This is a genomic window from Nonomuraea insulae (assembly GCF_042656245.1).
The window spans coordinates 301,826-328,566 of sequence record NZ_JBHSPA010000027.1; the positions used below are offsets into that span (position 1 = coordinate 301,826).

Annotated in this window: 25 protein-coding genes; 11 read left to right on the plus strand and 14 right to left on the minus strand. The window is 70.9% G+C overall.

Annotated elements, in window-relative coordinates; all coding sequences use genetic code 11:
• Positions 1–112: 112 nt before the first annotated feature.
• Entirely contained in the window at positions 113–3,397 is a 3,285-nt protein-coding gene (locus tag ACFPZ3_RS23715; RefSeq protein ID WP_379516397.1) for an ATP-binding protein, read from the minus strand.
• Between the two features lie 192 nt (positions 3,398–3,589).
• On the opposite strand from ACFPZ3_RS23715, the gene ACFPZ3_RS23720 reads away from it, so the two are divergent.
• The 6 genes from ACFPZ3_RS23720 to ACFPZ3_RS23745 all read left to right on the plus strand — a co-directional run bounded on the left by ACFPZ3_RS23720 (position 3,590) and on the right by ACFPZ3_RS23745 (position 8,724).
• Positions 3,590–5,131 (plus strand): phytoene desaturase family protein, encoded by a 1,542-nt coding sequence (locus ACFPZ3_RS23720; RefSeq protein ID WP_379516398.1) that lies wholly within the window; start codon positions 3,590–3,592, stop codon positions 5,129–5,131.
• A gap of 95 nt (positions 5,132–5,226) precedes the next feature.
• Entirely contained in the window at positions 5,227–6,240 is a 1,014-nt protein-coding gene (locus ACFPZ3_RS23725; RefSeq protein WP_379516399.1) for an ABC transporter permease, read from the plus strand.
• 22 nt (positions 6,241–6,262) lie between these two features.
• Positions 6,263–6,820, plus strand: a complete 558-nt coding sequence (locus ACFPZ3_RS23730) for a cupin domain-containing protein (RefSeq protein ID WP_379516400.1) — start codon at positions 6,263–6,265, stop codon at positions 6,818–6,820.
• Entirely contained in the window at positions 6,821–7,762 is a 942-nt protein-coding gene (locus ACFPZ3_RS23735) for an ester cyclase (RefSeq protein WP_379516401.1), read from the plus strand. It begins immediately after the preceding gene.
• 42 nt (positions 7,763–7,804) lie between these two features.
• Entirely contained in the window at positions 7,805–8,215 is a 411-nt protein-coding gene (locus tag ACFPZ3_RS23740; RefSeq protein WP_379516402.1) for an ester cyclase, read from the plus strand.
• Positions 8,216–8,220: 5 nt separating this feature from the next.
• Positions 8,221–8,724 carry an ester cyclase gene (locus ACFPZ3_RS23745; RefSeq protein WP_379516403.1) on the plus strand — a complete coding sequence of 168 codons (504 nt, stop codon included), beginning with the start codon at positions 8,221–8,223 and terminating at the stop codon, positions 8,722–8,724.
• Between the two features lie 64 nt (positions 8,725–8,788).
• Here the strand turns inward: ACFPZ3_RS23745 and ACFPZ3_RS23750 are convergent, their stop codons facing one another.
• The 12 genes from ACFPZ3_RS23750 to ACFPZ3_RS23805 all read right to left on the minus strand — a co-directional run bounded on the left by ACFPZ3_RS23750 (position 8,789) and on the right by ACFPZ3_RS23805 (position 20,207).
• Entirely contained in the window at positions 8,789–9,547 is a 759-nt protein-coding gene (locus tag ACFPZ3_RS23750; RefSeq protein ID WP_379516404.1) for an alpha/beta fold hydrolase, read from the minus strand.
• Positions 9,544–10,683 (minus strand): 3-oxoacyl-ACP synthase III family protein, encoded by a 1,140-nt coding sequence (locus tag ACFPZ3_RS23755; protein WP_379516405.1) that lies wholly within the window; start codon positions 10,681–10,683, stop codon positions 9,544–9,546. The genes ACFPZ3_RS23750 and ACFPZ3_RS23755 overlap by 4 nt, the downstream gene beginning before the upstream one ends.
• A gap of 1 nt (position 10,684) precedes the next feature.
• Positions 10,685–13,000 carry a beta-ketoacyl synthase N-terminal-like domain-containing protein gene (locus ACFPZ3_RS23760; protein ID WP_379516406.1) on the minus strand — a complete coding sequence of 772 codons (2,316 nt, stop codon included), beginning with the start codon at positions 12,998–13,000 and terminating at the stop codon, positions 10,685–10,687.
• An 18-nt stretch (positions 13,001–13,018) separates the two neighbouring features.
• Complete coding sequence (locus ACFPZ3_RS23765) at positions 13,019–14,281, minus strand: beta-ketoacyl-[acyl-carrier-protein] synthase family protein (RefSeq protein WP_379516407.1); 1,263 nt, start codon at positions 14,279–14,281, stop codon at positions 13,019–13,021.
• Entirely contained in the window at positions 14,278–14,670 is a 393-nt protein-coding gene (locus tag ACFPZ3_RS23770; RefSeq protein WP_379516408.1) for a 3-hydroxyacyl-ACP dehydratase FabZ family protein, read from the minus strand. Before ACFPZ3_RS23770 ends, ACFPZ3_RS23765 begins: the two co-directional genes overlap by 4 nt.
• Positions 14,667–15,917 (minus strand): beta-ketoacyl-[acyl-carrier-protein] synthase family protein, encoded by a 1,251-nt coding sequence (locus ACFPZ3_RS23775; RefSeq protein WP_379516409.1) that lies wholly within the window; start codon positions 15,915–15,917, stop codon positions 14,667–14,669. The genes ACFPZ3_RS23770 and ACFPZ3_RS23775 overlap by 4 nt, the downstream gene beginning before the upstream one ends.
• Positions 15,914–16,357 (minus strand): hotdog family protein, encoded by a 444-nt coding sequence (locus tag ACFPZ3_RS23780; protein WP_379516410.1) that lies wholly within the window; start codon positions 16,355–16,357, stop codon positions 15,914–15,916. Before ACFPZ3_RS23780 ends, ACFPZ3_RS23775 begins: the two co-directional genes overlap by 4 nt.
• Positions 16,342–16,890, minus strand: coding sequence for a holo-ACP synthase (gene acpS / locus ACFPZ3_RS23785; RefSeq protein WP_379516411.1), 549 nt, complete (start codon positions 16,888–16,890; stop codon positions 16,342–16,344). Before acpS ends, ACFPZ3_RS23780 begins: the two co-directional genes overlap by 16 nt.
• Before the next feature lie 5 nt (positions 16,891–16,895).
• Complete coding sequence (locus ACFPZ3_RS23790; protein ID WP_379516412.1) at positions 16,896–17,669, minus strand: SDR family NAD(P)-dependent oxidoreductase; 774 nt, start codon at positions 17,667–17,669, stop codon at positions 16,896–16,898.
• A gap of 16 nt (positions 17,670–17,685) precedes the next feature.
• Positions 17,686–18,084, minus strand: coding sequence for an acyl carrier protein (locus tag ACFPZ3_RS23795; RefSeq protein WP_379516413.1), 399 nt, complete (start codon positions 18,082–18,084; stop codon positions 17,686–17,688).
• A gap of 225 nt (positions 18,085–18,309) precedes the next feature.
• The gene (fabD, locus tag ACFPZ3_RS23800; protein ID WP_379516414.1) at positions 18,310–19,239 is read right to left on the minus strand and encodes an ACP S-malonyltransferase; all 930 of its coding nucleotides are present in this window, start codon (positions 19,237–19,239) and stop codon (positions 18,310–18,312) included.
• A 5-nt stretch (positions 19,240–19,244) separates the two neighbouring features.
• A complete protein-coding gene (locus tag ACFPZ3_RS23805) occupies positions 19,245–20,207 on the minus strand; it encodes a ParB/RepB/Spo0J family partition protein (RefSeq protein WP_379516415.1) in 963 nt (320 codons plus the stop codon).
• A gap of 306 nt (positions 20,208–20,513) precedes the next feature.
• Between ACFPZ3_RS23805 and ACFPZ3_RS23810 the strand changes: the two genes are divergently transcribed.
• The 3 genes from ACFPZ3_RS23810 (at position 20,514) to ACFPZ3_RS23820 (ending at position 24,177) form a co-directional block, all read left to right on the plus strand.
• Positions 20,514–20,663: a hypothetical protein gene (locus tag ACFPZ3_RS23810; RefSeq protein WP_379516416.1), complete on the plus strand. Its 150-nt coding sequence runs from the start codon at positions 20,514–20,516 to the stop codon at positions 20,661–20,663.
• The gene (locus tag ACFPZ3_RS23815; RefSeq protein ID WP_379516417.1) at positions 20,660–22,882 is read left to right on the plus strand and encodes a TOMM precursor leader peptide-binding protein; all 2,223 of its coding nucleotides are present in this window, start codon (positions 20,660–20,662) and stop codon (positions 22,880–22,882) included. The genes ACFPZ3_RS23810 and ACFPZ3_RS23815 overlap by 4 nt, the downstream gene beginning before the upstream one ends.
• A gap of 158 nt (positions 22,883–23,040) precedes the next feature.
• The gene (locus ACFPZ3_RS23820) at positions 23,041–24,177 is read left to right on the plus strand and encodes a sensor histidine kinase (protein WP_379516418.1); all 1,137 of its coding nucleotides are present in this window, start codon (positions 23,041–23,043) and stop codon (positions 24,175–24,177) included.
• 3 nt (positions 24,178–24,180) lie between these two features.
• Here the strand turns inward: ACFPZ3_RS23820 and ACFPZ3_RS23825 are convergent, their stop codons facing one another.
• A complete protein-coding gene (locus tag ACFPZ3_RS23825; RefSeq protein ID WP_379516419.1) occupies positions 24,181–24,810 on the minus strand; it encodes a response regulator transcription factor in 630 nt (209 codons plus the stop codon).
• A 387-nt stretch (positions 24,811–25,197) separates the two neighbouring features.
• Here ACFPZ3_RS23825 and ACFPZ3_RS23830 point away from each other — a divergent pair, with 387 nt between their 5' ends.
• Together ACFPZ3_RS23830 and ACFPZ3_RS23835 are read left to right on the plus strand one after the other, a co-directional pair.
• On the plus strand, positions 25,198–26,049 hold the full coding sequence (locus tag ACFPZ3_RS23830) for a hypothetical protein (protein ID WP_379516420.1): 852 nt from the start codon (positions 25,198–25,200) through the stop codon (positions 26,047–26,049).
• On the plus strand, positions 26,046–26,645 hold the full coding sequence (locus tag ACFPZ3_RS23835) for a hypothetical protein (RefSeq protein ID WP_379516421.1): 600 nt from the start codon (positions 26,046–26,048) through the stop codon (positions 26,643–26,645). The genes ACFPZ3_RS23830 and ACFPZ3_RS23835 overlap by 4 nt, the downstream gene beginning before the upstream one ends.
• Positions 26,646–26,741: the final 96 nt, after the last annotated feature.

Consider the following 26,741-nt stretch of genomic DNA (forward strand, 5'->3'; position numbering starts at 1 on the left):
CCCACGGGGCGCCGTTGCGGCGGCCGGCCATGTGCGGGAGTCAGGAGCGTCCTCCTGGAAGGTCCTCGGCCATGGGCGGCGGGTGGGGTGCCGGCGGCTTTGCCGTAAAGGATCATCGGGATAGTTCGCGCAGGTCGGCGGCCAGCCCGGTCAGGCCCAGGCTGGTGGCGTCGGTCAGGGCCTGAGCGGCCAGTTCCTGGCCGCGTTGGCGGTCGCCCGGGCGGTTCAGCCGCGTGAGCAGCTTCGCCCAGTAACACGACACGTACGCGGCCCAGCCGGGGGCCCGCAGGCGGCGGCTCATGTCGAGGGCGACGCGGAAGTGCCGCTCGGCGTCGCCGTGCCGGCCCATGGCGGTGGCCAGCAGGGCGAGCACCCGATCGACCGGCCCGAAGCAGCCCATGCCGGTGAACATGTTGTGCCGCGTGTACGGCGCCAGCAACGCGTACAACGAGGCCGCCGCCTCCTCGTCCGCCAGCTCGTACGAGATCGCGGCCAGATGCACCATGGTCTCGAACCACAGCTCGTCATGCGTGATGCCCGCGAACGCGTCCGCCTTGAGCTGGTCCATGAGCGGCCGCGCGGCCGCCTGCCGCCCCGTCAGGCACTTCAGGTGCGCGTGCACGATCCGCATGAACTGCCAGCCCGGCTGGTTGGACACGAGCTGCGCCACCTCGGGCTCCAGCTCGGCGAGCCGCCCCTGCTGCTCCCTGGCCAGGAACCGGCACCCGGCGAGCATGGCGTCCAGGATCGTCGGCGGGATGCTGGTGTCGTGCCCCTTCTGCCGCATCGCGTTCGCCAGGTGCTCGCCCTCGGCGACCCGCCCGGCCAGCAGCGCCTGGGCGGTGCGCAGGCGCAGGACGTGGAAGGCGAAGATCGGCTGACGCAGCTCGCGGGCGAGGGCGTCGCCCGCGTCGAGCGCCTGGTCGGCGGCGTCGATGTCGCACACCGCGACCAGGCTGGTGTAGCAGGAGATGTGCCCGGCGAACCTGGTCTCCGGGTCGCCGAGCCGTTCGCCGAGTGTGACCAGCTCGCGGGCGACCTCCAGCGCCTCCTCTGAGGTGTCGGGCCCGGCCATCGCCGTGTGCTGGCTGGCCAGGACCCTGGCCAGCACCATGGGGTCGCCCAGCCGCCTGGCCATGTCGACCGCCTGCCGGCTGTAGAGGACGGCCCGCTGCGAGCGTCCCGAGCCGTAGGCGGCGGCGAGCCCGGCCAGCAGCCGGGCCCGCGCGGGGCTGTCGGCGGTGCTCAGCCGTTCCAGCGCCTCCTCCAGCAGCAGGATCTCGCGGCCGTTGATCACCGGGCTCGACGGCCCGAAGTGCACGAGCAGCAGGGCCGCGCTGGCCAGGCGGTCGGTGTCGGGAATCGAGCGGGCGGTGTCGGCGGCGGCGAAGGCCACGTCCCTGAACTGGTCGGCGCCGATGCCGTTGAGCGCGGCGGCCTGGGCCAGTTGCAGGTCGCAGACCAGGGCGGAGCTGCGGCCCGCCGACAGTTCGAGCGCGGCCAGCGCCCGCCCGTAGTGCGCGGCGGCCTGCTCGAACGCCATCTTCCCCATCGCCAGGTCGCCGGCCTGCCGCGCGTACGCGACGGCCCGGTCGGCCTCGCCGACGCCCGCGGCCTCCCCGAAGTGGATCGCCAGCTCCGCCAGCCGGGTGCCGTTGCCGGTCTGCTGTTCGAGCGCCAGCCCGGCGGTCCTGTGCAGCCAGCTCCGCCGGGTGGTGGGCAGGTCCTGGTAGATGCAGGAGCGGATCAGCGTGTGGCCGAACCGGTAGCGCTCGCCCTGCCCCGGCACGGCCGTGATCAGCCGGGCCGCCTCGGCGGACTCCAGGGCCTCGATGACCGGCCCCATCCCGCCGTCGACCACCGCGGCGAGGAGTTGCACGTCGAACTGCTGGCCGATCACCGAGGCCCGCTCCAGCACCTCGCGGACGCTGTGGGGCAGCCGCCCCAGCCGCTGGCCGACCACCTCCCGCACGCCCTCGGGGATGCCCAGCTCGCGGCGGGCCTTGGTCGAGGCCCAGCGCCCGCCCTCGCGCAGCAGCGTGCCCGTCTCGACGAAGTGCAGCAGCACCTCCTCGACGCAGAAGGGATGGCCACCGGTCTCGGCGTGCAGGTGGTGGGCGAACTCCAGCTCTTCGCTGTCCAGCTCGCGCGCCGCCGCCGCGGCCACCATCGCCGCCACGTCCTCCTCCTCCAGCCCGGTCAGCGGCAGCCGGGTGCCACGCCCCGCCCTGCGCAGGTCGGGCAGCAGGTGCATGAGCTGGTGGCGGCGGTCGATGTCGGTGTCCCTGAACGTGCCGAGCACGAGCAGGCGCATCGGCTCGTTGGAGCGCAGCAGGTGGCGCAGCAGGAGCAGCGTCTGCGCGTCCGCCCAGTGCAGGTCGTCCAGCGCGAGGAGTACGGGGGCGATTGTCGACATCGCGGCGAACAAGTCAACCACGGACTCGAACAACCGGTAGCGTTCGGTCTCCGGCTCGGCCCGCAACGGTGGCGCCAGGCCGGGCACCCGGTCGGGCAGCGTCGGCACGAGCTTGGCCAGCTCGCCGCTCAACGGCCCGGTCAGGGAGCGGAGCTGGTCGTCGTCGCAGGCGGCCACGAACTCGCCGAGTGCCTCCACGAAAGGGTGATAGGCGATGCCCATCTCCTCGTCGCACTGACCGAACAGCACGATCGCCCCGGCGTTGTGGACCTCGCCGGCGACCTCGCGTACGAGCCTGGTCTTGCCGACGCCCGGCTCGCCCGACACCAGCACGATGCGTCCGCCACCGCCCTGCGCCCGGCGCTCGCCGGTGCTGACCCGCTTCCACTCGCCCGTCAGCAACGTGCGCTCGGCCTCCCGGCCGACCAGCGGCAGCCGGTCCTCGCGCGCCAGCCCCGCGGGCAACGGCGCGATGGCGTGCCCGACCTCGGAGCGCCAGGCCACCTCGACCGTCTCCAGCGGCTTGGCCAGGCCCTTCAGCTCCAGCGCGCCCACCGAGGTGAACAGCGGGCCGAGCCGGCCGCCGGTCAGCACGCGCACCAGGTCGCAGGCCAGGATCTGCCCGGCGCCGGCGGCGGAGCACAACCGCGAGGCCTCGATCACCGCCGTGCCGAAACAGTCGTCCTGCTCCCACATCACCTCGCCGACGCTGACGCCGATCCGGAGCTGCATGGGGGCCGGCTGGCTCTCCTGCTGGCTGACGCGTAAGGCGCTGCGCTGCACGGCGACCGCCGCCTCCAGCGCCTCCGAGGCTCCGGCGAACACGGCCATCGCGCCGTCGCCGAGCCCCTTGACGACCGTGCCCCCATGGGCGTGGACCGCCTCGCGGACGAGCCGATCATGCGCCCGTCGCTGTTCTTCGCCCGCTTCCTCCCCCAACTCGGCGCGCACCATGGTCGAGCCGACAATGTCGGTGAACATGACGACGGCCAATGCGGGACCGCGTGGCTGAGAATTCTCTACCACGATTTCTGCACCATTAGCTCAATAGCCGACGGAAAGGCGACCAGTTGCTATCAAGAAGAATATCGGCCGGTGGGAATGATATATATCCGCGTCTCGTGCGAGCATCGTCCCCTGCATACAACCACACAAATGCGGGAGGTAGCGACCATGCAAGAACACGCCCCCCAACACCCTCGCGACACCGCCTACGACGTGGTGGTCGTCGGCGCCGGCATCGGCGGGCTGAGCGCCGCCGCCTGTCTGGCCAGGGCGGGCAGGAAGGTGCTGGTCGTGGAGCAGAGCAGCGGGGTGGGCGGGTACGCGCACGCGTTCAAGCGCGGGCCGTACACGTTCGACCCGGCGATGTCGGTGTTCCCGCAGGGGCACGACCACGCGCTGCCCGCCGCCCTGCTCGACTGGCTGGGGGTACGCGAGCGCTGCCGCTTCGTGCCCCTGGAGTCCAACTACCGGGCGGTCTTCCCGGACTACGAGATCGAGACGCCGTTCGGGCTGGAGGCGTTCACCGAGGTCCACTGCGAGCGCTTCCCCCGGTACGCGGGCAAGCTGCGGGAGTTCTTCGCCCTCTGCCGTACCCTGCACAAGCAGGCCCACGAACTGCCGCCCCAGATCGGCCTGTCCGGGCTGGACGAGGCGGCCCGCCGCTTCCCCGTGCTGTTCGAGCACATCCGGTCCACGACCGGTGAGGTGCTGGACGCGTACTTCGACGATCCGCTGGTCAAGGCCGTGGTGAGCGTGTCGTGGCCGTACCTGGGCTCGCCGCCGTCGCGGCTGGACTTCGTCACCTTCTCCACCGTGCTCAACGTCTACCTGGAGGGTTGTTTCTACCCCGAGGGCGGGTTCCAGTCGCTGGCCGACGCGCTGCTGGAGGGCATGTCGCGGGCGGGCGGCGAGCTGGTGCTGAACCGCTCCGTCACCGGGATCCCGATCGAGAACGGCCGCGCCGCCGGCGTCGAGCTGGACGGGGGAGACCTGGTCAGGGCGGGCACCGTGATCTCCAACGCGGACGCCACCACCACCTTCGAGGAGCTGGTCGGCGCGGAGCACATGCCCGGCGGGTTCATGAAGCGGCTGCGCCGGATGAAGCCGTCGCCCTCGGGCGTGATCGTGTTCGTGGCCACCACCCTCGACCTGCCCGCACTGGGCGCGGCGCACGAGGTCTTCCGCCCGCTCCACCTCGACCACGACCGCTCGTACGAGGACCTGCTGGCGGGCCGGCCCAGCGGCATGTACGGCACCGTCCCGACCATGGCCTCGCCGTCGCTCGCACCCGATGGTCAGCACCTGCTCATCGTGCACTGCCTGGCCCCGTACGACATCGGCAGGCCGTGGAAAGGCGAGATCGACGCCTACACCGACCAGGTACTGGACGCGTTCGAGCCGGTCTTCCCCGGCCTGCGCGAGTCGATCACCTACCTGGAGACGGCCGGTCCGCCCGCGCTCCAGCGCCATTCCAGGAACCGGGACGGCGCCGCGTACGGCTGGGAGAACATCCCCAGCCAGACGGGCGGAAAGCGGTCACCACACGTCACGCCCGTCGAGGGGCTGCTCCTGTCGGGCCACTGGACGCAGCCCGGCACGGGGTCCCTGCGGGCCCTGGTCTCCGGCGCCCACACGGCGCAACTCGCGCTGCGGCTCAGCGGGCGTCCGGCCATCGCGTTCGACCATCCGGACTTCCCGCCCGCGGCATAACGCAATTTCGCGCGCCGCGATTTGAACTTCTATATGTCTTTTCGCCGTTCGCCTACAGTCAACCGACATGGCCGACCCATGCAAAGGGAGGAAACATGACGGATGAGAGGACGAATGGGGGAATGAGCGGGCCTCCCGGGCCACCGCCCGGGCTCGCTTTCGCCCAGCCGATAGTCACCGGAATTCTCATCGGCACGGCGTTCCTCGTGATCTTTCTGCTCGCGCTTCACCACCCGGCGCCGAATCACGTGCCGGTGGGCGTGGTGGGCTCCGCGGACGTCGTACGGACTCTGGAGGCGGGCGACGCCATCGCGCCGCACGCGCTCAACGACGCCGGACAGGCCAAAGAGCAGGTGATGAGCGGCGAGATCGACGCGGCGTACGTGGTCGAGGGAACCCAGCACCGGCTGATCGTCGCCGGCGCCCGCGGCCCGGTCGAGAACAGAACCCTTACCGCGTTCTTCCAGAAGTTGTCGGGACAGGCCGCCCTGGAGGTCCAGGACGTCGTGCCGATCTCACCCCAGGACCCGAACGGCATCTCGGTGTTCTACGTGCTCTTCGGCGTGACGCTGGGAGCCTTCCTGTTCGGGCAGACCATGCACGGCTTCCGCCGGTTCCTGTCGCTGGGCAGGAAGCTGCTGGCACTGGCCATCTTCTCGGTGCTGCTCGGGGCCATCTCCTCGGCGGTCGCTCAGGGCCTGGTCGGAGCGGTGCCCGGTAACCCGCTGGGGGTGATGGCCGTCATGGCGCTGCTGGCCGCCTCGGTCGCCGCCTTCACGATGGGGGTGACCACGCTGCTCGGAGACATCGGCGTGGCGGTGTCGACGATCATCGCGCTCATCCTGGGCACGGCGGTGAGCGGCGGCGCCGGTCCCGCGAGTTTCCTGCCCGCGGGCTTCGCGTGGATGTCGCAGGGCATGCCGCCCGGGGCCGCGGCCACGGCGCTGCGCGACGTCGTCTACTACGACGCGGGCGCGGCCCTGGGCCCCGTCGCGGTCATGCTGGTCTGGCTGGCGATCTCGCTCCTGGTCGTCGTCGGCGCTCCGGCGGGGCGCAGGCGTACCGAGCAGGTCGTGCTCCCGGCCGTGAAGACGGCTCCGAGCGCCTGAGCCGCGGAGAGAGGACCTTCAGGTGGCCGATGGATTCGTGCTTCCGCCCGGCGGTGGCGAGCAGGTAGGGCCGGGCCGGATGGGCATCACGATCAAGGTGGGGACCAGGGACGGCGCCGCCGTCTCGATGTTCGAAACCGTCATCGGACCGGGCTTCGACGTGGGCGCTCATGTGCATCGCGGAGCGGAAGAGCTCTTCTTCGTCCTCGAAGGAGAGCTCGACCTCCTCGCGTTCGAGCCACGCGTGCGGACCTCGGGCGACTGGCAGGACTGGGAGTCGGCCGGCGGCAGAAAGGTGGTGCGCGGCGGCCCAGGCAGCTTCATGTACGTGCCACGGGGCTGCCCGCACGCCTTCTCCAACCCGGGACCGGGCGTCGCCCGAGTGCTCTTCCAAGTGACCCCGGCCGGTCACGAGCGTTACTTCCACCAGCTCGCCGACTACATGCGCAGCGGCAGGCTGCACGCCCTGGCCGAACTGCGCAGCAGGCACGACATCGAGCAGCTCACCGCGCCGGGCCGGCGGCCGGCGTTCGACGGCCTCATCGGGCGTGCGGCAGGCATCCAGGAAGGACACCCCTAAATGGGCACCTCAGAGGAGAACAAGGAGATCGTCCGCGGCTTCTTCGCGGAAGTGTGGAACAAGGGCAACTTCGCCTACATGGACACGCTCTACACCGACGACTTCCAGCTCAACGCCCTGTGGCAGAACACCTCGCTGGGTGGTTCGGGCACCGCGGCGCGGGAGGAGGCCAAGGCCACCATCGCCCGCTGGCTCGACGGGTTCCCCGACATGCACGTCACGGTCGAGGAGCAGATCGCCGAGGGCGACTTCGTCGCCTCCCGGCACGTCGCGGTCGGCACCCAGGGCAAGGAGTTCATGGGCATCCCCAACACCGGCAAGCGCGGCGCCGTGTCGGGCATCACGATCAACCGGATCGACGGCAAGCAGGTCGCCGAGACGTGGACCTGCTGGGACGCCGCCGGAATGATGATGCAGCTCGGCATCATCCCCTCCCCGCCGCGCTCAGGACCGCCCGAGGACACCGACGCCGCCTGGGCCGCCCAGAAGCAGCTCGTCGACAGCGGCACCGCGGAGGAGACCAAGGCCGTCGTACGGCGCTTCTACCAGGAGCTGTGGACCGAGGGCCGGCTGGAGGCGGCCGACGAGCTGTTCGCGCCGAACTTCATCGGCCACGCCCCGGGCAACGGGCTCACCCGCGGCCCCGAAGGAGTCAAAGCGCTGGTCGGCGGCTGGCGGGACGGCGTGCCCGACATGACGCTGGAGATCCACGCCCAGTACGCGGAGGGCTCGCGCTGCGCGACGCGCTTCACCGGGCGGGGCACGCACAAGGGCACCTGGCTGGGCATCCCGGCCACGGGCCAGGAGGTCAGCCTGTCCGGCATCGCGATCACACGCGTCATCGACGGCCAGGTCGTCTCCGACTGGGGCGAGTTCGACGTGATGGGGCTGCTCCAGCAGCTCGGCGTGGTGAAGAGGCCCGGTCGCCCGCCCGCCCAGTGATCGATGACAGAAGGAACGGTGAGTGACGTGACGTTGGCGAAGATGAAGGCGACGACCCTGCGCTGCTTCGAGGAGCTCTGGGGTGAGTGCCGCTACGACGTCGTGGACCAGCTCGTGGGCGACGGCTTCGCCTGTCACGCACCAGGCGCCCGTGACATCCGCGGCCGTGCCGCCTTCGAGGCGCTCGTACGGAGCTATCACACCGGATTTCCCGGGCTCAAGATCTCGGTGCGCGGCCAGCTCGGCGAGGGTGAGCTGGTCGTCACCGAGTTCACCATGAGCGGGCAGCACACCGGCTCGTGGGGAGGCGTGCGGCCCACCGGCCGCCCGATGAGCCTCGAATGCGTGGCCTTCTCCAGGTTCTCCTACGGCCTGATCGCCGAGCAGTGGTACGAGTGGGACCGCCGCAAGCTCCTGGAGCAGCTCGCGCTCGTCCCTGTGCTGGCGGGGTGAGAGAGATGACGATGACGCCTCAGGACCGCAACAAGCTGGTCGTACGCAGGTTCATGGACGAGGTCCAGAACGCCCGCGACTTCACGAAGATCCCCGAGTTCTGCCGGCCCGACCAGATCCTCGACCACCCCGAGATGGCCGAGCCGGTGCACGGCCTGGCCATCCTGGAGAAGAAGATCATGGACATGGTCGGCGCGTTCCCCGACATGTCCTTCGCGGCCGAGGAGATCGTGGCCGAGGGCGACCAGGTTGCCGTGCGCTTCCTGCTGACCGGCGTCCAGAAGGGGCGGCTCGGGCCGGTGAAGGCGACCGGCAAGCCGATCAGGCAGTCGGGGATCGCGGTCTACGACCTGCGGGACGGGAAGATCGCGGAGGTCCGCATCCGGGAGGATCTCCTGCAGATGCTCGGGCAACTCGGCGCGATCCCGGACAACCCCCGCCTGATCTTCTGGCTCAACAGGCTGGGGGTGCTCAAGGTGTTGCAGGCCCTCGGCAAGGTTCCGAAGTAGGTTGGGCGTTTCTTCCTGTGACCAGCGCCGTTCCCGGCGCTGGTCACAGTCTTTTTCGGTGCTTTCACAGGGCTTTGAGGAACCTGAGCACGGTTTCCAGCACGCCGCCGGCGTCCTCCACGTGCAGGCCGTGGCCGAGGCTGGTGAACTTCACGTGCCTGCCGCGGGGGAGCAGCACCATGGCCTGCCGTACGTCGGCGTCGGTCATGAGCGCGCCGCGGCCGGGGTCGCCCTGGATCAGCAGCGCCGGGCAGGTGACGCGGGGCAGCAGGGTCGTCGGCCGGTAGTTCTCCGTCAGCCTGCCGTCCCTGAAGTGCGCCATCACGTCGGGGTCGAGCTGCCTGAGCGACTTGGCCACCGAGCGCAGGGCGAGGGGGAGGTCGGACAGGTAGGAGACGGCCAGGTCGGGGTCGATGTGCTCGGGGAAGACGGCCGAGTCGGCGACGATGACGGCCCGTACGAGGTCGGGGTGCTCCGCGGCGAGCGACAGCGCCACCCAGCCGCCCAGCGAGTGGCCGTAGACGATCGACGGGGTGCGCGTCCTGCGGAGCAGCGCGAGGGCGTCGTCGCAGTAGTCCTCCAGCCGGTACGCGCCGGGGGTCCGGCCCGAGGTGCCGTGGCCCCTGAAGTCCATCGCCCAGAGGTTGGCGTGGTCGCGCAGGCCGGGGAAGAGGGGGGCGAAGACCTGCCAGCGTGCGCCCAGACCATGCAACATCAGCAGATCAGGCCCGTCGCCGGAAATTTCGGCATAGTTCAGGGCGATGCCCCCGTTGTCGAGGGTGTGCTCGGCCGGCCGCGAACCCCCGCCACGTTGTGGGCTCACGAGAGGCCCTGTGACGCGGGGGCCGCCGACCAGGTGAAGACGATGCCGCCGTACTTCCACTTGCTGGTCTCGATGGCCAGCAGCATGACGACGTGGCCGGGCTCGACCGCGCCCGTCAGCCAGGCGTGGTCCATGGCCAGCGGCACCGCCGCCGAGCCGGTCGCGCCGACCAGCGCCAGGTTCTCGAAGATCTTCGGCCGCAGCGCCAGCCACTCGGGCGTGAGCAGCCCGGCCTTCTCCAGCTCCTCGGTGATGTAGCCCGCGTTGCCCTCCGGCAGCACGCACAGGTCGACGGTCTTGGCGTGGGCCTTGTCCAGGGTGGCGGCCAGGGCCTCCATGATGACGTGGGGGGTGAAACGCCCGGACTCGACGATGTCGACCTCCAGGTCGATGAGCCGTTTGGCGGCGATCTGGCGGTGCAGCGGCGCGTGGGTGCCGCCGGCGCCGACGATCCGCATCCCTGGCGCTCGCTCGCCGCCGACGCACGCCACCGCGCCGCCCAGGATCCCGCCCTGGACGCCGCTCAGAATGTCGCCGTCGCCGCTCACCGGGTCGCCGTCGGAGGCCCGCAGGACGAGCGCTCCGGCCCCGTCGCCGAAGTTGTAGGGGTTCATCCGGTCGCGCATGCGGATGCGGGCGGGATCCTTGCCCCTGAACACGGGGACCAGCAGCGGCGAGATGACCTCGCTGCCGACCACGACGGCGGTCCGCATGAGACCCCGCTCCAGATAGAGGCGGGCGATGTCCATGGCCTCGACGAACCCGGCGCAGCCCGAGCGCAGCTCCAGCGACGTGCACGCGCGCAGGCCCAGCCGCTCCTGAAGGAAGGTGGCCATGGGCGGCAGCAGGTAGTCGGGGCTGGCCGTCGAGGTGATCAGCAGGTCCACCTCCTCCGGCTCGATCCCGGCCCGCTCCAGCGCCTGCGCGGCCGCGTGGTGGGCCAGGTCGCAGTTGCCCTCCCGGTGCTCGCCGGTGGCCAGGTCCACCACCCAGTGGCGGGAGGTGACCTGCAGCCCCTCCAGCACGTCGGGGGGCAGGGGGCCGACCAGGCGCTCCATCTCCTCGTTGCCGATCGGCTCCCCTGGCAGGTACGAACCGCTGCTCACGACATCGACCCGGCGAAGTGGCTGCGTCATTTCATATCTCCTTCAACAGGATGGCGACATGCGTGCCGCCGAGAGAGGAGCTGGTGATCAGGGCGGGGCCGGTGGAGTGCCCGCGTCGCAGGCTCATCGCGGCCAGCACGGCGTTGAGCGCTCCGCCAGCCCCCATGGGCTCGCCGAGCAGCAGTTTGGGCGCGTACACCTTGGCGTGTTCGCCGAAGACCCGCCTGATGGCCGCGGACTCGGCCTCGTCCGCCGAGCGCAGCCCGGCCGCGCTGGACCAGACGCCGCCGACGGAGGCCGCCGCCAGCCCGGCGCGGTCGAGCGCCATGGTGATCGCGCGTTCCATGCCGCCGCCCGCCGGGTCCCAGCGGCCGGCGCCGCGGCCGTCGGAGGCGATGCCGTACCCGAGCAGCTCCCCGTAGGTGCGGGCTCCTCTGGCGGTGGCGTGGCCGAGCCGTTCGAGCACGACGGCGACGCCCGCCTCGGCCAGCGCGAAGCCGCTCCCGGGCGACAGGACGCCCAGGCCGCGATACGCCTCGGCCACCGTGTCGGTGAGAGTGTCGGCCCCGACGGCCACCATCGCGTCCGCCCGGTCCCCGGCCACCAGGTCACGGGCGTAGATCAGGGCGCCGGCGGAGGCGGCGTGGCCGGTGGTGACGGTGGAGGCGGGGCCGACCGCGCCGAGGTGCATGGCGACCTGGCCGCCGGCGGCGTTGTACACGGTGTTGGGGAAGACGGCCGGGTTGGCGGCCCGCGGGCCCTCCTCGAACAGCGGCCGGGCGAAACGCTCCATCGACTCCATGGGCCCGATCCCGGTGCCGAAGATCACGCCGACGCGTTCGCGGTTGCCGTCGACGATCGGCAGGGCGGCGTCGGCCAGGGCGAGCCTGGTGGCGATCACCGCGAACATGCCGAGCCGGTCCATCCGCCGCCGCTGCTTGGCGGGCAGGAAGTCATTGACGTCCACGTCGGCGCGGCACAGCCGGTCGGAGTCCGCGTACGAGCGGCCCTCGGCGAAGGACGCCCACAGGCCGTCCAGGCCGGCGCCCGCCGCGGTGAGCGCCGACAGGCCGGTGACGACGACCCGGTCGAGATCGGGCGCGGGAGGCGGTTCCGTACGCCGCCGGGTGAGCACGATCGTCGCGTTGGCCCCGCCGAAGGCGAAGTTGTTGGAGATCGCCACGCTCATCTCCAGCGGCCTGGCCACGTTGGGCACGTAGTCGAGGTCGCATTCGCCGTCGGGCTCGGTGAAGTTGGCCGTCGGCGGCGCGAGCTGCTCCTCCAGCGCCTTGACCGTCACGATGCCCTCCACGGCGCCGGCCGCGCCGAGCAGGTGCCCGATCATGGACTTGGTGCTGCTCAGCAGCGCGCCCTTGACGGCGTCGCCCAGGCCGAGCTTGGTGGCCTTGGTCTCGGCGGGGTCGTTCTTGCTGGTGCCGGTGCCGTGGCTGTTGACGTAGCGGACCTCCTCTGGCCGTACCCCGGCCGAGCGCAGCGCCGCCCTGATCGCCCGCGCCGCGCCCTTGCCCTCCGGATGCGGCGCCGTGGCGTGGTAGCCGTCGGCCGACAGGCCGTAGCCCGCCACCTCGGCCAGCGTCGGCAGGCCGAGCGCGCGCGTCAGGTCCGCGCGTACCAGCAGCAACATGCCGCTGCCCTCGCCCAGGGAGAGCCCCAGACGATCCCGCGAGTACGGCGCCGCGGGCTCGGGCGAGAGCGACTCCAGCGAGTTGAACCCGGCGACCAGCACGCCGGACAGCGCGTCGGTCCCCCCGGTGAGCACGGCGTCGGCCAGCCCCAGCCGGATCAGGTCGGCGGCGTACCCGATGGCGTTCGCCCCGGCGGCGCAGGCCGTGTCGATGGACAACACAGGACCCCGCACGTCGTACGCGCCGGCCAGCGCCTCCGCCAGCGCCTGCGGCGGCACGAACAGCGCCAGCCGCGGATCGGCGGGCTCCCCGGCCATCCGCGCCCGGTACCAGTGCTCGCCGCTGATCAGCCCGGCGTTGCAGGTGCCCACCACGATCCCGAACCGTTCCGGCGCCACCGCCTCGCGTACGGCCGGCGCGGCGGCCAGGACCTCCTGGGCCGCGGTCAGGAGGAAGTCGAGCGCCCGGTCGCGCCATCCGGCCGGGTAGCCGACGTCCACGTCGGGCTTGGGCGGCTCCGCGACCTCACCGGCCAGCCGGGTGCGGTAGCCGTCCATCGGCAGGTGGCGTACCGGCCTGATGGCGACGTGGCCCCGTCTGGTTCCCTCCCAGAGATCGGCGACCGTCGGGCCCTGCGCAGTGATCGCTCCGAGGCTCGTGACGGCCACTCGGACGTGCTGCGCGTCAGCTGCGGGCGGCATCGTGGTGGCTCCTTCGTTCTAGACCGGTCGTAGGACGAGCGCGGCGTTCTGGCCCTCGAACCCCCTGGCGACCGCGACCGCGCCGAGTACCGGCAGCTCGCGGGCCTTGCCCGGCACCCAGTCGAACTCGCAGCCGGGGCGCTGGCTCTCCAGGTTGAGTGTGGGGGGAACGGCCTGGTGCCGTACGGCGAGGGCGGCCACGGCGGCGTTGAGCGCGCCGGCGCCGCCCACGAGGTGCCCGGTGGCGGGCTTGACGCTGCTGGCCATCGGCGGGTCGGCGGCGAACACGGCGCGCAGGGCCCTGGCCTCGCTCAGGTCGCCCAGGGGCGAGGCGGTGCCGTGGCTGGCGACGTACGAGATGTCCTCGGGGTTGAGGCGGGCGTCGCGGAGCGCGTTGCGGATGGCGGTGGCCAGGCCGCGGCCCTCCGGGTGCGGGGTCAGCAGACGGTGGGCGTCGGCGGCCATGCCGTACCCGGTGACCTCGGCGTAGACGGTCGCGCCGCGCCGGCGGGCGGCCTCGTACTCCTCCAGCAGCAGGAACGCGGCCCCTTCGCCGAGCACGGCGCCGGTGGCGTCGCGGTCGTACGGGCGGAAGGCCTCCTCGCCCAGGTCGTCGCGGCCGGTGAGCACGCCGACGGAGTCGAGCGAGGACATGCCCCACCACCACACCGGGTCGTCGAAGCCGCCGGCGATCGCGACGTCGGCCTCGCCCCTGCGCACCGCGCGGAAGCCCCGGCCGATGGCGTTCATGCCGGCCTCGCTGGTCCCGGCGAAGTAGGTGTTGGCGCCCTTCAGGCCGAAGGCGGCGGAGATGTAGAACAGGGACGCGCCCTGCAGGCCCTCCACGTAGAAGAGCGGGTGGAAGCCGGAGACGCTCTCGCCGACCTTGGTGACCGAGAAGCGGCCGGACTCGTCGCCGGCCGCCACCACCGCGTCCACCAGTTTGGCCAGGTCGGAGACCTCTTTGCTGCTGCCGGTGAAGAGCGCCGTGCGCTCGCCGTCCAGGCCGTCGGCCAGCCCGGCGTCCCTGACGGCGAGGCTCGCGCCGCTGACCGCGAGCTGCTCGTTGCGGGTCATCTTGCGCAACGAGCGCCGGTCGATGAACTCCTTGGGGTCGAAATCGCTCATCTCCGCGCCGAGGTGGCTGCGCAGCGAGGAGGTGTCGAAGCCGCGTACGCGGCCGACCGCGCTGCGGGAGGCGAGCAGGGCCTGCCAGGTCGCCTCGGCGCCGGTGCCCAGCGCGGTGAGCAGGCCGACGCCGGTGACGAGAACACGTCTCATGTCAGACCCCCATCCGGGACCATCCGGAGCGCGCGGGCGGTCGTCATCGTCCTGCCCTCGACGGTCACCACGGCCGACAGGCGCGCCTGGTGCTCGTCCAGCTCCTCCAGATCGACCCTGATCTCCATTTGGTCTCCCGGCCGGATGAAGTGCCGATAGCGGACCCGGTCGGCGCCCGCCAGCCGCCAGGCGCGGCCCGTCTGCTCCTTGAGCAGGATCTCCGCCAGCAGGCCCGCGCTGCCCAGCACGAGCACGCCCGGCAGGACCGGGCGGAGCGGGAAGTGGCTGTCGAAGATCGTCAGTGTCTGCGGGATGTTGCGCACGCCCGTGGCGCCCTTGCCCGGTTCGACCGAGACGATCCGGTCCAGCGCGATCAGCGGCCCGCTCATGTGGTCTCCCGCAACACGAGGGTCCCGTTGGTGCCGCCGAAGGCGAAGGCGTTGGCCACCACGGCCCGCACCGGCGTCCGGCGGGCGGTGCCGGGGACGTAGTCGAGGTCGAGCTTGGGGTCCGGGTTGTGCAGGTTGATGGTGGGCGGCACGGTGCCGGTCCTGATCGCCAGCACCCCGACCAGCGCGTTGAGCGCGCCGGACGCGGCCGTGAGGTGCCCGGCCATCGACTTCGGCGAGCTGACCACCACCCGGTACGCGTCCGGGCCGAGCACCTCCTTGATCGCCACGGTCTCGCACACGTCGTTGCCCGGCGTGCTCGTGCCGTGGGCCACGACGCAGTCGATGTCCGACGGCCCCAGTCCGGCGTCCGCCAGCGCCGAGGCCATCGACAGGATCGGGCCGCTGCCGTCGGGCGGCGCGTCGGTGATCCGGTAGGCGTTCAGGCTGGAGCCGTACCCGACGAGTTCGGCCAGCACCGTCGCGCCCCGCGCTCGCGCCCCCTGGAGGTCCTCCAGCACCAGGGCGACGGCGCCCTCGCCGAGCACGAACCCGGACCGGTCCCGGTCGAAGGGCCGCGAGGCCCGCGCGGGCTCGTCGTCGTAGCCGGCCGCGAGCGCCCCGAGCAGCGTGAACCCGAGCACGTCCAGCCAGGTCGTCAGGGAGTCGTAACCCCCGGCCACCATGAGCCGGGCGTCGCCCTCCTGGATCTGCCGGTACGCCTCGCCGATCGCGTGCGTGGAGGCCGAGCACGCGGTGCTCACCCCGATCATGGGCCCGAGCAGCCGCCACCGGTGGGCGATCGCCGCGGACGCGACGTTCTGCTGACGGCGCAGCAGGCTCGTCGGCGCCTGCGGGATCACCTCGTGACCCCGCTGGTAGGCCGTCATGACCTGGAGCAGTTCCTGCTCCTCCGGCCGGCCCGCGCTGGCGCCCATCGCGATGCCGCGCTCCTCGGGCGCGTACACGTCCAGCGCTCCCGCCTGCCGGATCGCCTGGTCCGCCGCGGCGAACCCGAAGCCCGCCGCCCGGCTCAGGTGCCGGGCGAAATGGGAGTCCGGCGCGTACGGCCCCAGATCGAAGTCCTTGACCTGGGCCGCGATCCTGACCGGGAACGTCCCGGCGTCGAAGGTCGTGATCGGCCCGACGCCGCTGCGCCCCTCGACCAGCGACGTCCACGTGGTGGCGACGTCGTTGCCGACGGGCGTGACGGCGCCGAGACCGGTGACGGCGACACGGGTGTTCATCGGGCACCTTCCCTCATGAGCTGCAGGCGCAGCCTGGCGGTCTCCTCCGGGGCCTGGAGGTCGTCGGCGTCGATGAGGGCGCACATGATGTCCGAGGCCGAGAGGATGAGACGCTCTCCGACCCGGGCCGTCCCGGCCAGCACCGCCATCTCCTCCGACATGGCGCTCACCTCGCCCTGGAGTTCCAGGACGTCGCCCGGGTGCACGTCCCCCAGGAAGGAGACGTGGCCGATCTGCAGCAGGGCGGCGCGTTTGCGCTGCTCGGTGCTGGCCACGATCAGCCACGTGGCGGCCTGGCAGAGCGACTCCAGCACGAGCGGGGCGGGCATCACCGGGGGCGTGCCCGCCCAGAAGTCCTCGCTGACCGAGGTCAGCTTGCGGGCCCGTACGTGCTTGCGCTGCTCGTACTCATCGATGCGGTCGATCAGATGGAAGCGCATGCGGCCTCCTCGTCCGAGGTGGAAGCGTGGGCGGGCGTCTCGTCCGAGGTGGAAGCGTGGGCGGGCGTCTCGTCCGAGGTGGAAGCGTGGGCGGGCGTCTCGTCCGAGGTGGAAGCGTGGGCGGGCGTCTCGTCCGAGGCGCCTGTGGCCTCCTCGTCCCAGATGGTCACCGCGCCCGCCACGACCAGGTCCGCCGAGTGCGACAGCGACAGGTCGATGCCGACCAGGCCCCGGCGGCGGGCCCGGTCGGCCACCTCGCCGTGCAGTTTGACGTCCGGCTTGCCGAGCGCCCCGTTGACGATCTCCACGTCGGTCCACCGCATGCGCGGGCCGAGGCCGGTGCCGAAGGACTTCAGCACCGCCTCCTTGGCCGCGAAACGGCCCGCCAGGTGCTGGTCGCGGTGGCGCTTGCGCCCGCAGTAGGCCATTTCCCTGGGCGTGAAGAGCTCGGGCAGGCTGTCCGGATGATCCGCGAGCAGGCGGGTCATGCGTGCCACGCCGAGCAGGTCGACGCCGATCCGCACCGTGGTCATGACCGTCACCAGTTCGGCCGGCCGAGGGCCAGTTGCGCCCCGACGCCGCCGTCCACGGGCAGCAGCGTGCCGGTGATGTGGCCCGAGCGCGGGCCGGCCAGGAAGGCCACCGCCTCGGCCACGTCCTCGACGGAGGCGAAGCCGCGCTGGACGATCTGGCGCTTGATGTTCTTGCCGCCGTCCCTGGCCAGCAGCTCCGACACCAGGTCGGTGGGGGCGAAGCCGGGCAGCACCGCGTTCACCCTGACGCCGAAGCGGGCCAGCTCGACCGCGCAGCAGCGGGTGAAGGCGTTGATCGCCCCCTTGGAGGCGGCGTAGTTCGACTCGCCCGTCCAGCCGCGCTCGCCCATCATCGACGACACGTTGACGATGACGCCGTCGCGCTGCCCGGTGAACTGCCCGAGCGCGGCCTTGGTGCAGTTGAAGACGGCGCCGAAGTTGACCTTCATGACGTGCAGCCAGTCCTCGGGCTCCATGTTGAAGATCAGCGCGTCTCTGGCGATGCCCGCGTTGTTGACGAGCACGTGCAGGCCGTCGAGCTCGGCCACGGTCTTGGCGACCACGGCCTGCGCCTGCTCGTAGTCGGAGACGTCGCCCTGGATGGCGACCGCCCGGCCCCTTCCGGCCTCGATCTCGCGCACCACCTCCTCGGCCAGCTCCTGCTGGGAGCGGTAGTTGACGCCGACGGCGGCGCCCGCCCGCGCCAGGCACAGCGCGGTGGCGCGGCCGATGCCCCGGGATGCCCCGGTGACCAGCGCGACCCGGCCTTTGAGATCCATCTGCCCTCCCCGGGGGTCAGACCGCGGCGACCGTCCGGCCGGCCACGAGCGTCACCAGGTTCTCCACGGTGAAATGACCCATGACCTGTTCGGCCGCGAGTTTTCCGGCCAGTTCCTCGATGTCGAGTTGCGGCATCACCTTTTTGAGATGAGCCAGGCCCTTGGCGGTAATAATCTCGTTCTCGTCGCCGAATTCCTCGTCCGGAATTCCGCCCTGCACGTAGTCCGACAGATCCGCCGCCTGAATCTTCACGCCGATGGAGCGTTCGATACGGAAGAGGATGTCGAGCAGGTCGATGGACTCGGCGCCCAGCTCGTCCATCAGCGTGGACTCCGTGGTCACCTCGTCGTCGTCCAGGCCGAGCGCCTCCGCTACCGCCGTGTGGACGGCGTCGTTGATTTCTGCCTTGGTCATGCTTCGCTCCTGCGACTATGACACCCTGGTTGCTGGTCGAGAATCGCACAATGCGCACGAATACGGCTATCTCTCGGAAAACGCCGGAAATTTCGCCGGACATGGCGAAATGGCCGTCCGGTGAAATGCTCCCGGACGGCCGGAATTCGCGGCGCGCTCAGCCCCTGCGGCGGTCAAGCTCAGCCCCTGCGGGCGGTCGAGCTCAGCCCCTGCGGGCGGTCAAGCTCAGCCCAGCAGGCGGTCCAGTCGCCGCGCCTGCCCGGCGCTGTGCACCGGCAGCTCAGGAACGATCTTCATGGCGAAACCCGTCAGCACCCGCCCCGGGCCGGCCTCCACGAACGTGTCGTAGCCGTCGTGCGCCAGCAGTCGCATGGTCTCGGTCCACCTGACGGCCCCCGACACCTGGCGCCGCAGTGCCTCCTTGGCGGCGGCGCCCGTACGCACGTAGTCGCCGGTCACGTTCGCCACCACCGGGATCGCCGGATCGGCGAACGGCACCGCGTCCATGGCCGCGCCGAACTCCTCTATGAGCGGGCTCATGAGGCTACAGTGGAACGGCGCTCCCACCCGCAGCGGCACCACGCGCGCGCCCGCGCCCCGGGCCAGCTCCGCCGCCGCGGCCACCGGCTCCGCCTCTCCCGAGATGACCGTCTGCTCCGGCTCGTTGTAGTTCGCCGGCTCGACGACTCCGCCGTGCTTACCGCTGACCTGCTCGCACAACTCCTCGACGCGCCCGGGGGAGAGCCCGATGATCGCCGCCATCGTGCCGGGGGTGCTCTCGTTCACCCCCGCCATGAGCTCGCCGCGCAGCCGGACCAGCCGCAGCGCCTCGGCGAAGCCGAGGACGCCCGCGCAGGTGAGCGCCGCGTACTCGCCCAGGCTGTGCCCGGCCACCGCCTCGGGCTGCATGCCTCCGGCACGCAGGACGTCAATGATCGCCATGCTCACCACGAAGACGGCGGGCTGGGTGTTCTCCGTCCGCACCAGCTCGTCCTCGGGGCCCTCGAAGCACAGACGCGACAGGGGCAGGCCGAGGATGTCGTCGGCCGCGCCGAACCAGCGCCGCTCCAGCTCCGGATAGCGCTGGACGAAGTCCAGGCCCATGCCCACCTTCTGGGAGCCCTGTCCGGGGAAGAGGAAGGCCACTCGCGTCATCCCGCTCACTCTCCTTGGGCCAGGTCCTCGTGGTCGAGGTCGTTCTGCCTGCGCTGGTCGAGCGTGAGGGCGAACTCGTGCCACTCGTCGCCGCAGGCGTACGCCGCCCGTACGATCGAGTCCACCCAGTGCGGGGGGATCCCCTCGATGATCTTGCTCCACTCGTCGTCGCGAGGCACCCGGGTGTCGAACCAGCGCAGCAGCCTGCGACCCCATTCCGTGTAGCGGAGCGTGGGGTCCTCCGACAACTTCGTCCGGATCCGCCACCAGCCGATCGGCTCACCGGGGCAGGTGCGCCGCCGCGACGGAGTCATGCGCGAGTCGCACTGGCCGCCCGCCCGCTCCAGCTTGGCCGACTCCCTGTCCGGCACGGGACTGCGCCCCTGCCGCATCCGCTCGCGCACGTCGTGCACGGTGCCGAGCGACAGGCCCACCATCCTGGCAACCTCCCGTAAAGAAACGTTGGGCCGGTTGTCAAGGATTTCCCACGCCTGCTGCCGCGCCGCCGCGGTGCTGATGGGCCGGATCCTGCCGTCGCGGCCGATGCGCACGTTCGAGTGTCCGGATTGGTCAGTTGAACGGCGGCGGATCTCGGTGACCGTGCCCGGCGCCAGGCCCACCTGAGCGGCGATAGCCCGATCCGCCCACTGCGGGTACCACGAGATGATGCGCGCGGCGGCCGCCTCCCGGTCACAGAGCGACAGAGGCAGACCGTGATCGGTATTGGCTTTAACGGCCAGCAGGAACGCCTCCCGCTGGTCCACGTCGACGAACTCGACCTGGATCTCCATCAGGCCGGCCAGCTTCGCCGCGCGCAGCCGGTGCATACCGTCGATCACCTGCATCGTCCGCCTGTTGACCAGGATCGGCGGGAGCTCCGGCACCTTCTCCTCCAGCAGGCGCGTGTGCGCGTCGTCCTCGCCGGACAGGCGGGGCGAATCCGCGGGAAGAAGGGAGCTCAGAGGCACGAGAGCGGTAATGTGTGGGCGTCTCAGAAACTGGCTCTGCTCGTCCGGTGATTCGACGAGACTGGCGGAACCGGACATGAAGCACTGTCCCCTTCGAGTGCGCGTCGGTGACCTTCCCCGTTGGTGCCAACAAGCTCATTCAGAGTGACAGAGCCGGTCCCCGCGCAGGTAGGGCAGGCATCATGCCTGCGACATGAATCTTTCATGTCGCGACGCGCGCCATTTCCGGTGGAATTTGCCCGGTGGATTGCCAACAATCACTCGCGTCCGCCGCCAATCCGGCGCGCGTTTCGAGAGGTGTGCACCATGAGTAATTCCACGGCGCTTGTATTGGAGATCGTCGAATTCGATGGGCTGACCGGGGACCTGAACGCGTGCGGGGTCGTCGCGACCGATCTCTGCTACACCTGCTGGTGCCTGCACGACGGCGACGGTGACGGCAGGCGACCACGGTGACTACGGTCCTCGGGTTCAAACGGCACCTCCAACCGGCCGTCGTGGCCGGCGAGGGCGCCTATCTCTTCAGCGAGCAGGGCGTCACCGCCCTCCGCGGCAGCCACGTCGAGCTCCTGGCCAGGCTGCTGGACGGTACGAGGACGCGGCACGAGGTGCTCTCCGCGGCACCTGACGCGGCCGCTCCCGAGGCGCTGGCCGAACTCGTCGCCCGGCTGTCGGCGGCCAACCTGGTCGCCGAGTACCCGACCGAGGTGGCCGACCACCAGGCCGCCGCGTACTGGGAGGCCGCAGGCCTGGAAGGGGCGGTCGCCGTCGATCGGGCCGCCGCCACGTCGGTCAGGCTCCTGACCCTCGGTTCCGTCGACGCGGCCAGGGCGGTGCCGGCCTGCCGCGCGGCGGGCGTGGAGATCAGCGCGGGGGCGGAGCTGACCGTCGTGCTCTGCGACGACTACCTCGATCCGCGGCTGGCCGCGGTGGACGCCGAGCACCGGGCCACCGGGCGCGCCTGGCTGCTGGCCAAGCCGGTGGGGACGACGTTGTGGGTGGGGCCGGTGTTCGAGCCGGGCCGGGGCGCCTGCTGGACCTGCCTGTCGCACCGGCTGTGGGGCAACAGGTGGGCGGAGGCGCAGGTGCAGCGCGCGCTCAACGAGACCAGGCCGGCGCCCCGCCCGGCGGTGAGCATCACGGTGAGCCTGGACATGGGGTTCGGCCTGGCGATGCTGGCCGCGATCCAGTGGGCGGCCGGGCTGCGGGAGCCAGGCCAGCGCGACATCCGCACGTTCGACACCCTGCGCATGCGCAGCCGGCGCCACCAGCTCGACCGCAGGCCGGAGTGCGAGACCTGCGGGGACCCGCGGCTGGTCCTGCGGCGGTCGTGGCAGCCGGTCCTGCTCGGGTCCAGGCGGAAGGTCTCCTGCGAAGGCGGCGGCCACCGCTCCAGCACCGGGCAGGAGGTCTACGACCGTTACCGGCATCTGATCAGCCCCGTCACGGGCCTGGTGGCCGAGCTGCGGCCGCACCCCCGCGCGCCGGAGTTCACCCACGTGTACGTGGCCGACGAGAACCCCATGCTCAGGCCGACCCGCCCGGGAGCCATGCGCCCGAGCCTGCGCAGGAGGAACGGCGGCAAGGGGGTGACCGATCTGGACGCCCGGGTCAGCGCGTTGTGCGAGGCGCTGGAACGCCGCTCGGGCACCTTCCACGGGGACGAGGCCCGCCTGCGCGCCGGTTACGAGCAGGTGCGCGAGCTGGCCGTGCATCCCAACGCCTGCCAGCTCTACGACGAGCGCCAGTACGCCGGCCGGGCCGAATGGAACGCCACCCACGCGCCCACCCAGGACGTGTGCGAACCGCTCGACGAGAGGGTCCCCATCGACTGGACGCCGCTCTGGTCGCTCACCCACGACAGGCAGGTCCTCTTGCCCACCTCGATGCTCTACTACGGCACGCCGCCGGAGTCCGGACACGGTTTCACCCGCGCGGACTCCAACGGCGCGGCGGCGGGCAGCAGCCTGGAGGACGCCGTTCTCCAGGGGCTCCTGGAGCTCGTCGAGCGGGATGCCGTGGCCGTATGGTGGTACAACCGCACCCGGCAGCCGGCCGTGGACATCGACGCGTTCGCCGACCGGTGGATCGCCCGGCAGCACGAGGGTCATGCCGGGCTCGGGCGCGTGATCTGGGCGCTCGACCTCACCACCGACCTCGGCATCCCCGTGGTGGCCGCCTTCTCCCGGCGGGTGGGGGAGCGGCCGGAGGAGATCGTGTTCGGCTTCGGCGCCCACTTCGACCCGCACCTGGCGCTGCGCCGCGCGCTGACCGAGGTGAACCAGCTCCTCCCGCTGGTCCTGGGCGACGAGTACGGCCTGACCGACCCCGAGGCGACGCGCTGGTGGCGTGAGGCCACGGTCGAGGAGCACCCGTATCTGCTCCCTGACCCCGCCAGGCCTGCCGCCGCCCACGCGTGGACGCCCACCGGGGACCTGCTGGACGACGTGCGGGCCGGCGTCGCCGCGATCGCCCGCCAGGGAATGGAGGTGCTCGTGCTCGACCAGACCAGGCCCGACATCGAGTTGCCCGTCGCCAGGGTCGTGGTGCCCGGTCTGCGGCATTTCTGGGCGCGGTTCGGCCCGGGCAGGCTCTTCGACGTTCCGGTGCGGATGGGCCGTCTCGCGGCGGCGACGCCGTACGAGGAGCTGAATCCTGTGCCGTTGTTCGTGTAGCTCGGAATTACCCGACGGGTCGGTTACGCTCATGGCGTCATATACGGGGGCCGGAGGGCCGACACGTGGTCGAGCAGGACAGGAAACCACAGAACTGGTCCACTGCTCTGGGGGAAATTCGACTGGCCCCGAGACTGGCGCGAACCATTGTCGCGGTCGTGATCGCCAGTTACGGAATCGTCGACGCCATCAAAATCATCAGCTCGGGCAAACCCACTCCGTTCGTCCTCGTCAGCCTGATCGACATGGTCGTCATCCTGCTGATGCAGGTGCTCCACTTCGCGCGTGCGGACCGGCGCAACGGACGGCACAGGAGGACCGCGCTGGTCATCCAGGCGGTCCTGGTCTACCTGCCGCTCTACTGGCTGGGCAGCGGCTGGCTGAGCATGCCGAGCGTGCTGGCGAGCAGTTGCCTGCTGGCGCTGACCTCGAGGGCGGCCTGGTCCGCCTTCGGGGCCATCGTGCTCAGCAACGTGGTCCTGCAGGGCGTGTTCGACGGGTTCGACCCGTGGTCCCTCACCTATGTGCTCAGCGCCTCGGTCAACGGGGCCCTGATCCTTTACGGCCTGATCCGGCTGTCGGAGACGGTCGGGGAGCTCGACCAGTCACGGGCCAAGATGGCGCAGATGGCGGTGGAGAAGGAGCGCCTGAGGTTCGCCCGTGACCTGCACGACCTGCTGGGATACAGCCTGTCCACGATCATCCTCAAGATCGAGCTGTCCCGCCGGCTGGGCCGCGACACCTGGGCGCGGGCCGTGGACGAGCTCGACGACGTGCTCAACATCGCCCGGCAGGCGCTGGCCGACGTACGCAGGGTGTCCAGCGGCTACCGTCAGTTGTCGCTGGACGCGGAGCTGAAGTCGGCCAGGTCGATCCTGGGCGCCGCCGGCATCGACATCACGATCAAGTCCCCGCCGGACATGGCCGAGCTGTACGAACAGGCCAGCACCGCCCTCTCGACGGCCCTGCGCGAGGGCGCCACGAACATCCTGCGCCACACCGACGCCACGGTCTGCGAGATCGCCGTCGAGCGCACCTCCGACCAGGTACGCCTGCTCGTCACCAACGACGGCCTGCGCAGCGACATGGGTGAGGACTGCATCGGCAGCGGGATCGCCAACCTCGTCATGCGCGCGGAGACGCTGGGCGGCCGGCTCACGGCCGGGACGCTGCCCGATCGTAGATTCCAGTTACTGGTCGAAGTGCCCGCCCGTCCTCCCGCCCCGCCCGCTTCCCAGGACGGCAAGGAGAGCCCCGCCGGGCGCCTGCGCGGCCGCTGGGCCAAGAGGCGCTGAGCGTCACAACCAGCCCATCTCCTCCGCGATGCGCAGGGCGTCGATCTTGTTGCGGGCGTTGAGCTTGGTCACGCTGGTGGTCAGGTAGTTGCGGATGGTCCCGGTCGACAGGAAGAGCTTCTTGGCGATCTCCTCGGGGTTCTCGCCCCGCCCGGTCAGCCTGAGCACCTCCGCCTCCCTGTTGCTCAGCGGGTTCTCGCCGCTGTCCCAGGCCATGAGGGCGAGCTGCGGATCGATCACGCGCTTGCCCTGGAAGACGTCCCTGATGGCCTGCGCGAGCTGCTCGGGAGGCCCGTCCTTGAGGATGAACCCGGACACCTGCGCGGTGAGCACCTTCCGCAGGATTCCCGGTTTGCCGAGGCTGGTGAGGATGAGCACCCGCACCTCCGGCAGGTGCACACGCAGTTGCGCGGCGGCGTCGAGCCCGTTCAGCCGGGGCATGTTGATGTCGATCACGGCCACCTGCGGGCGATGCTTCCGCGCCGCCGGCAACACCTCGTCTCCCGCCTCGACCTCCACGAGCACCTGAATATCGGGCTCCAGGTTGAGTAACGAGACCAGTGCATGGCGCAACATTGCGACGTCCTCGGCCATCAGGACGCCGATGTCCTTCTCCCCGGCTGACCGGATCACGAGGCCCATCATAATTTGCCCGGTAGGAAAACCCTATAGCCGGAGAACGACGCGGAAATCTCGTACGCCGTTTCGCGACCGTCCTTAACTGCCTATTAACCTGGCTAGAACCTAAAACCGCCGCCGTTCGCAGAATGCACCGAGCGGTATTCGGTATTTCCCATTTCCTGGCGGGTCGCGGCGCGGTCCCCGGCGGTGTCCGCCTTGCGGACATCTGTCCGCAAGGCGGTCCGCGGCCAGAATGACGCCACAAATCTGCCACTCCGTCACCAATCATTGCAGTACGTGTGCTTAGGTGTTCCTTTGACAAGTCCTGTGCCGGAGTGGGGTTGAAGGGTGTCAAGGTACGACTGGCGTCACTCGGTGTTCGCGCCTGTGGTGAGCCTGATGGTGTCCGCTGTGTTGCTGGTGGCCGGAGCCGTGAAGGCGCTGCTGGAGTTCGTGGGCGCGTCCACGGCCCCGCCGGCGGCGGAGCTGGTGGTCACGCTCATCATCGCGGTGTTCCTGATCACCGTGCTCCGGATCGCCAGGGCCGTGCCGGATCTCCGCCGGGAGAGCGCCGCGACGGCGCGGGCCGTGGCGAACGTCTCGTCGGTGCGGCCGAGCGAGGACACGCTGGTGGGGCGGCGGCTCAAGCTGTTCAAGGAGGCGGCAGAGGCCGGTAGCGACGCCGAGTCGGTGCTCAGCGCCCGCTCCGCGCTCGACGAGAGCGAGATGGCCAACAAGAACCACATCGACCACGCGCTCATCTGGGCGCTGCCGGTCTTCGGGTTCATCGGCACCGCGCTGACGATGGCGTCCATGGTGGGCTCGTTCTCCGACGCCCTGGACAGCCAGGGCGACCCCGGCGTGCTGATCACCGCGCTCAAGCAGCACGTGTTGCCCGAACTGGCCTCCGCGTTCGGCGTCACCATGATCGCGCTGTTCCTGAGCGTGCTCGCCTTCGGCGCGATGGCCCTGGTCGAGCGGGCGGAGCGGTCAGGCGTCGTGGCCGCCGACGAGGTGTTCCTGATCTACATCGCGCGCCTGCCCGCGAAGGAGGCGGGCGCCTCCGTGCCCGGGATCCAGGGGCTCACGCGGGAGCTGGCCCACGTGCAGGGGCTCACGCACGAGCTGGCCATGTCCCGCGGCAGGACGGAGGAGCTGGTCAAGGGGCTCGACGCGCTGCGCACCGCGGTGGAGCGGCTGAGCGCTGTGGAGAGCCGGCCGCAGAAATACACCCTGGTGAGGGAGCCGTGAGGAGGCGGCCCGCCAGGTCGTTCGCACCACCGCTCGACCTGCGCTTCATCGACCTGTTCATGGCCATCGTGCTCGCGCTGTCCTTCGTGGCGATCATGCTCACCGTCGTGACGCGGATGTTGCCGACCGAGGGCGCGACGCCGCCCCCGCGCCAGCAGCAGAGCGTGGCCCAGCTCGAGAAGCGGCTCGACGCCGCCGTACGCGCCCAGCGGGTGGCCGAGGCCGAACTGCGCACCACGCGGGATCAGATCGCCGAGCAGAACGCCTTCGCCCTGCCCTGGTGGCTGATCGGGTTCTGCGCCCTGCTCGGCGTGCTCGCGGTCTTCATGAACTGGCGGGTCCGGCTGTGGAACAAGGGCAGCCTGCCGCGCTGGTGGACCTGGCTGCTGGTCACCGTGGTGGTGGCCGTGGTGACGGTGGTCATCAGGTCGCTGAGCGACGGCCAGGGCTACCTGCTGCTCGCCGAGATCCCCTGGTGGGGGGCCGACATCCTCTGCCTCGGGCTGCTGCTGGTCGCGCACGTGCTGATCTCCGACATCCGGGACAGGAACACGGCGCTGGGCCAGATCAGGACCCGGCCAGCGGCCGGCCGTTAATCGCGTCGCGTCGGTGCCGGACGCCGGGTAAGGTCCGGAACCAGACTGGCCGCGGGACTTCGGTGCGACTTCCGGAAACCGCCTATTAAGCGATGC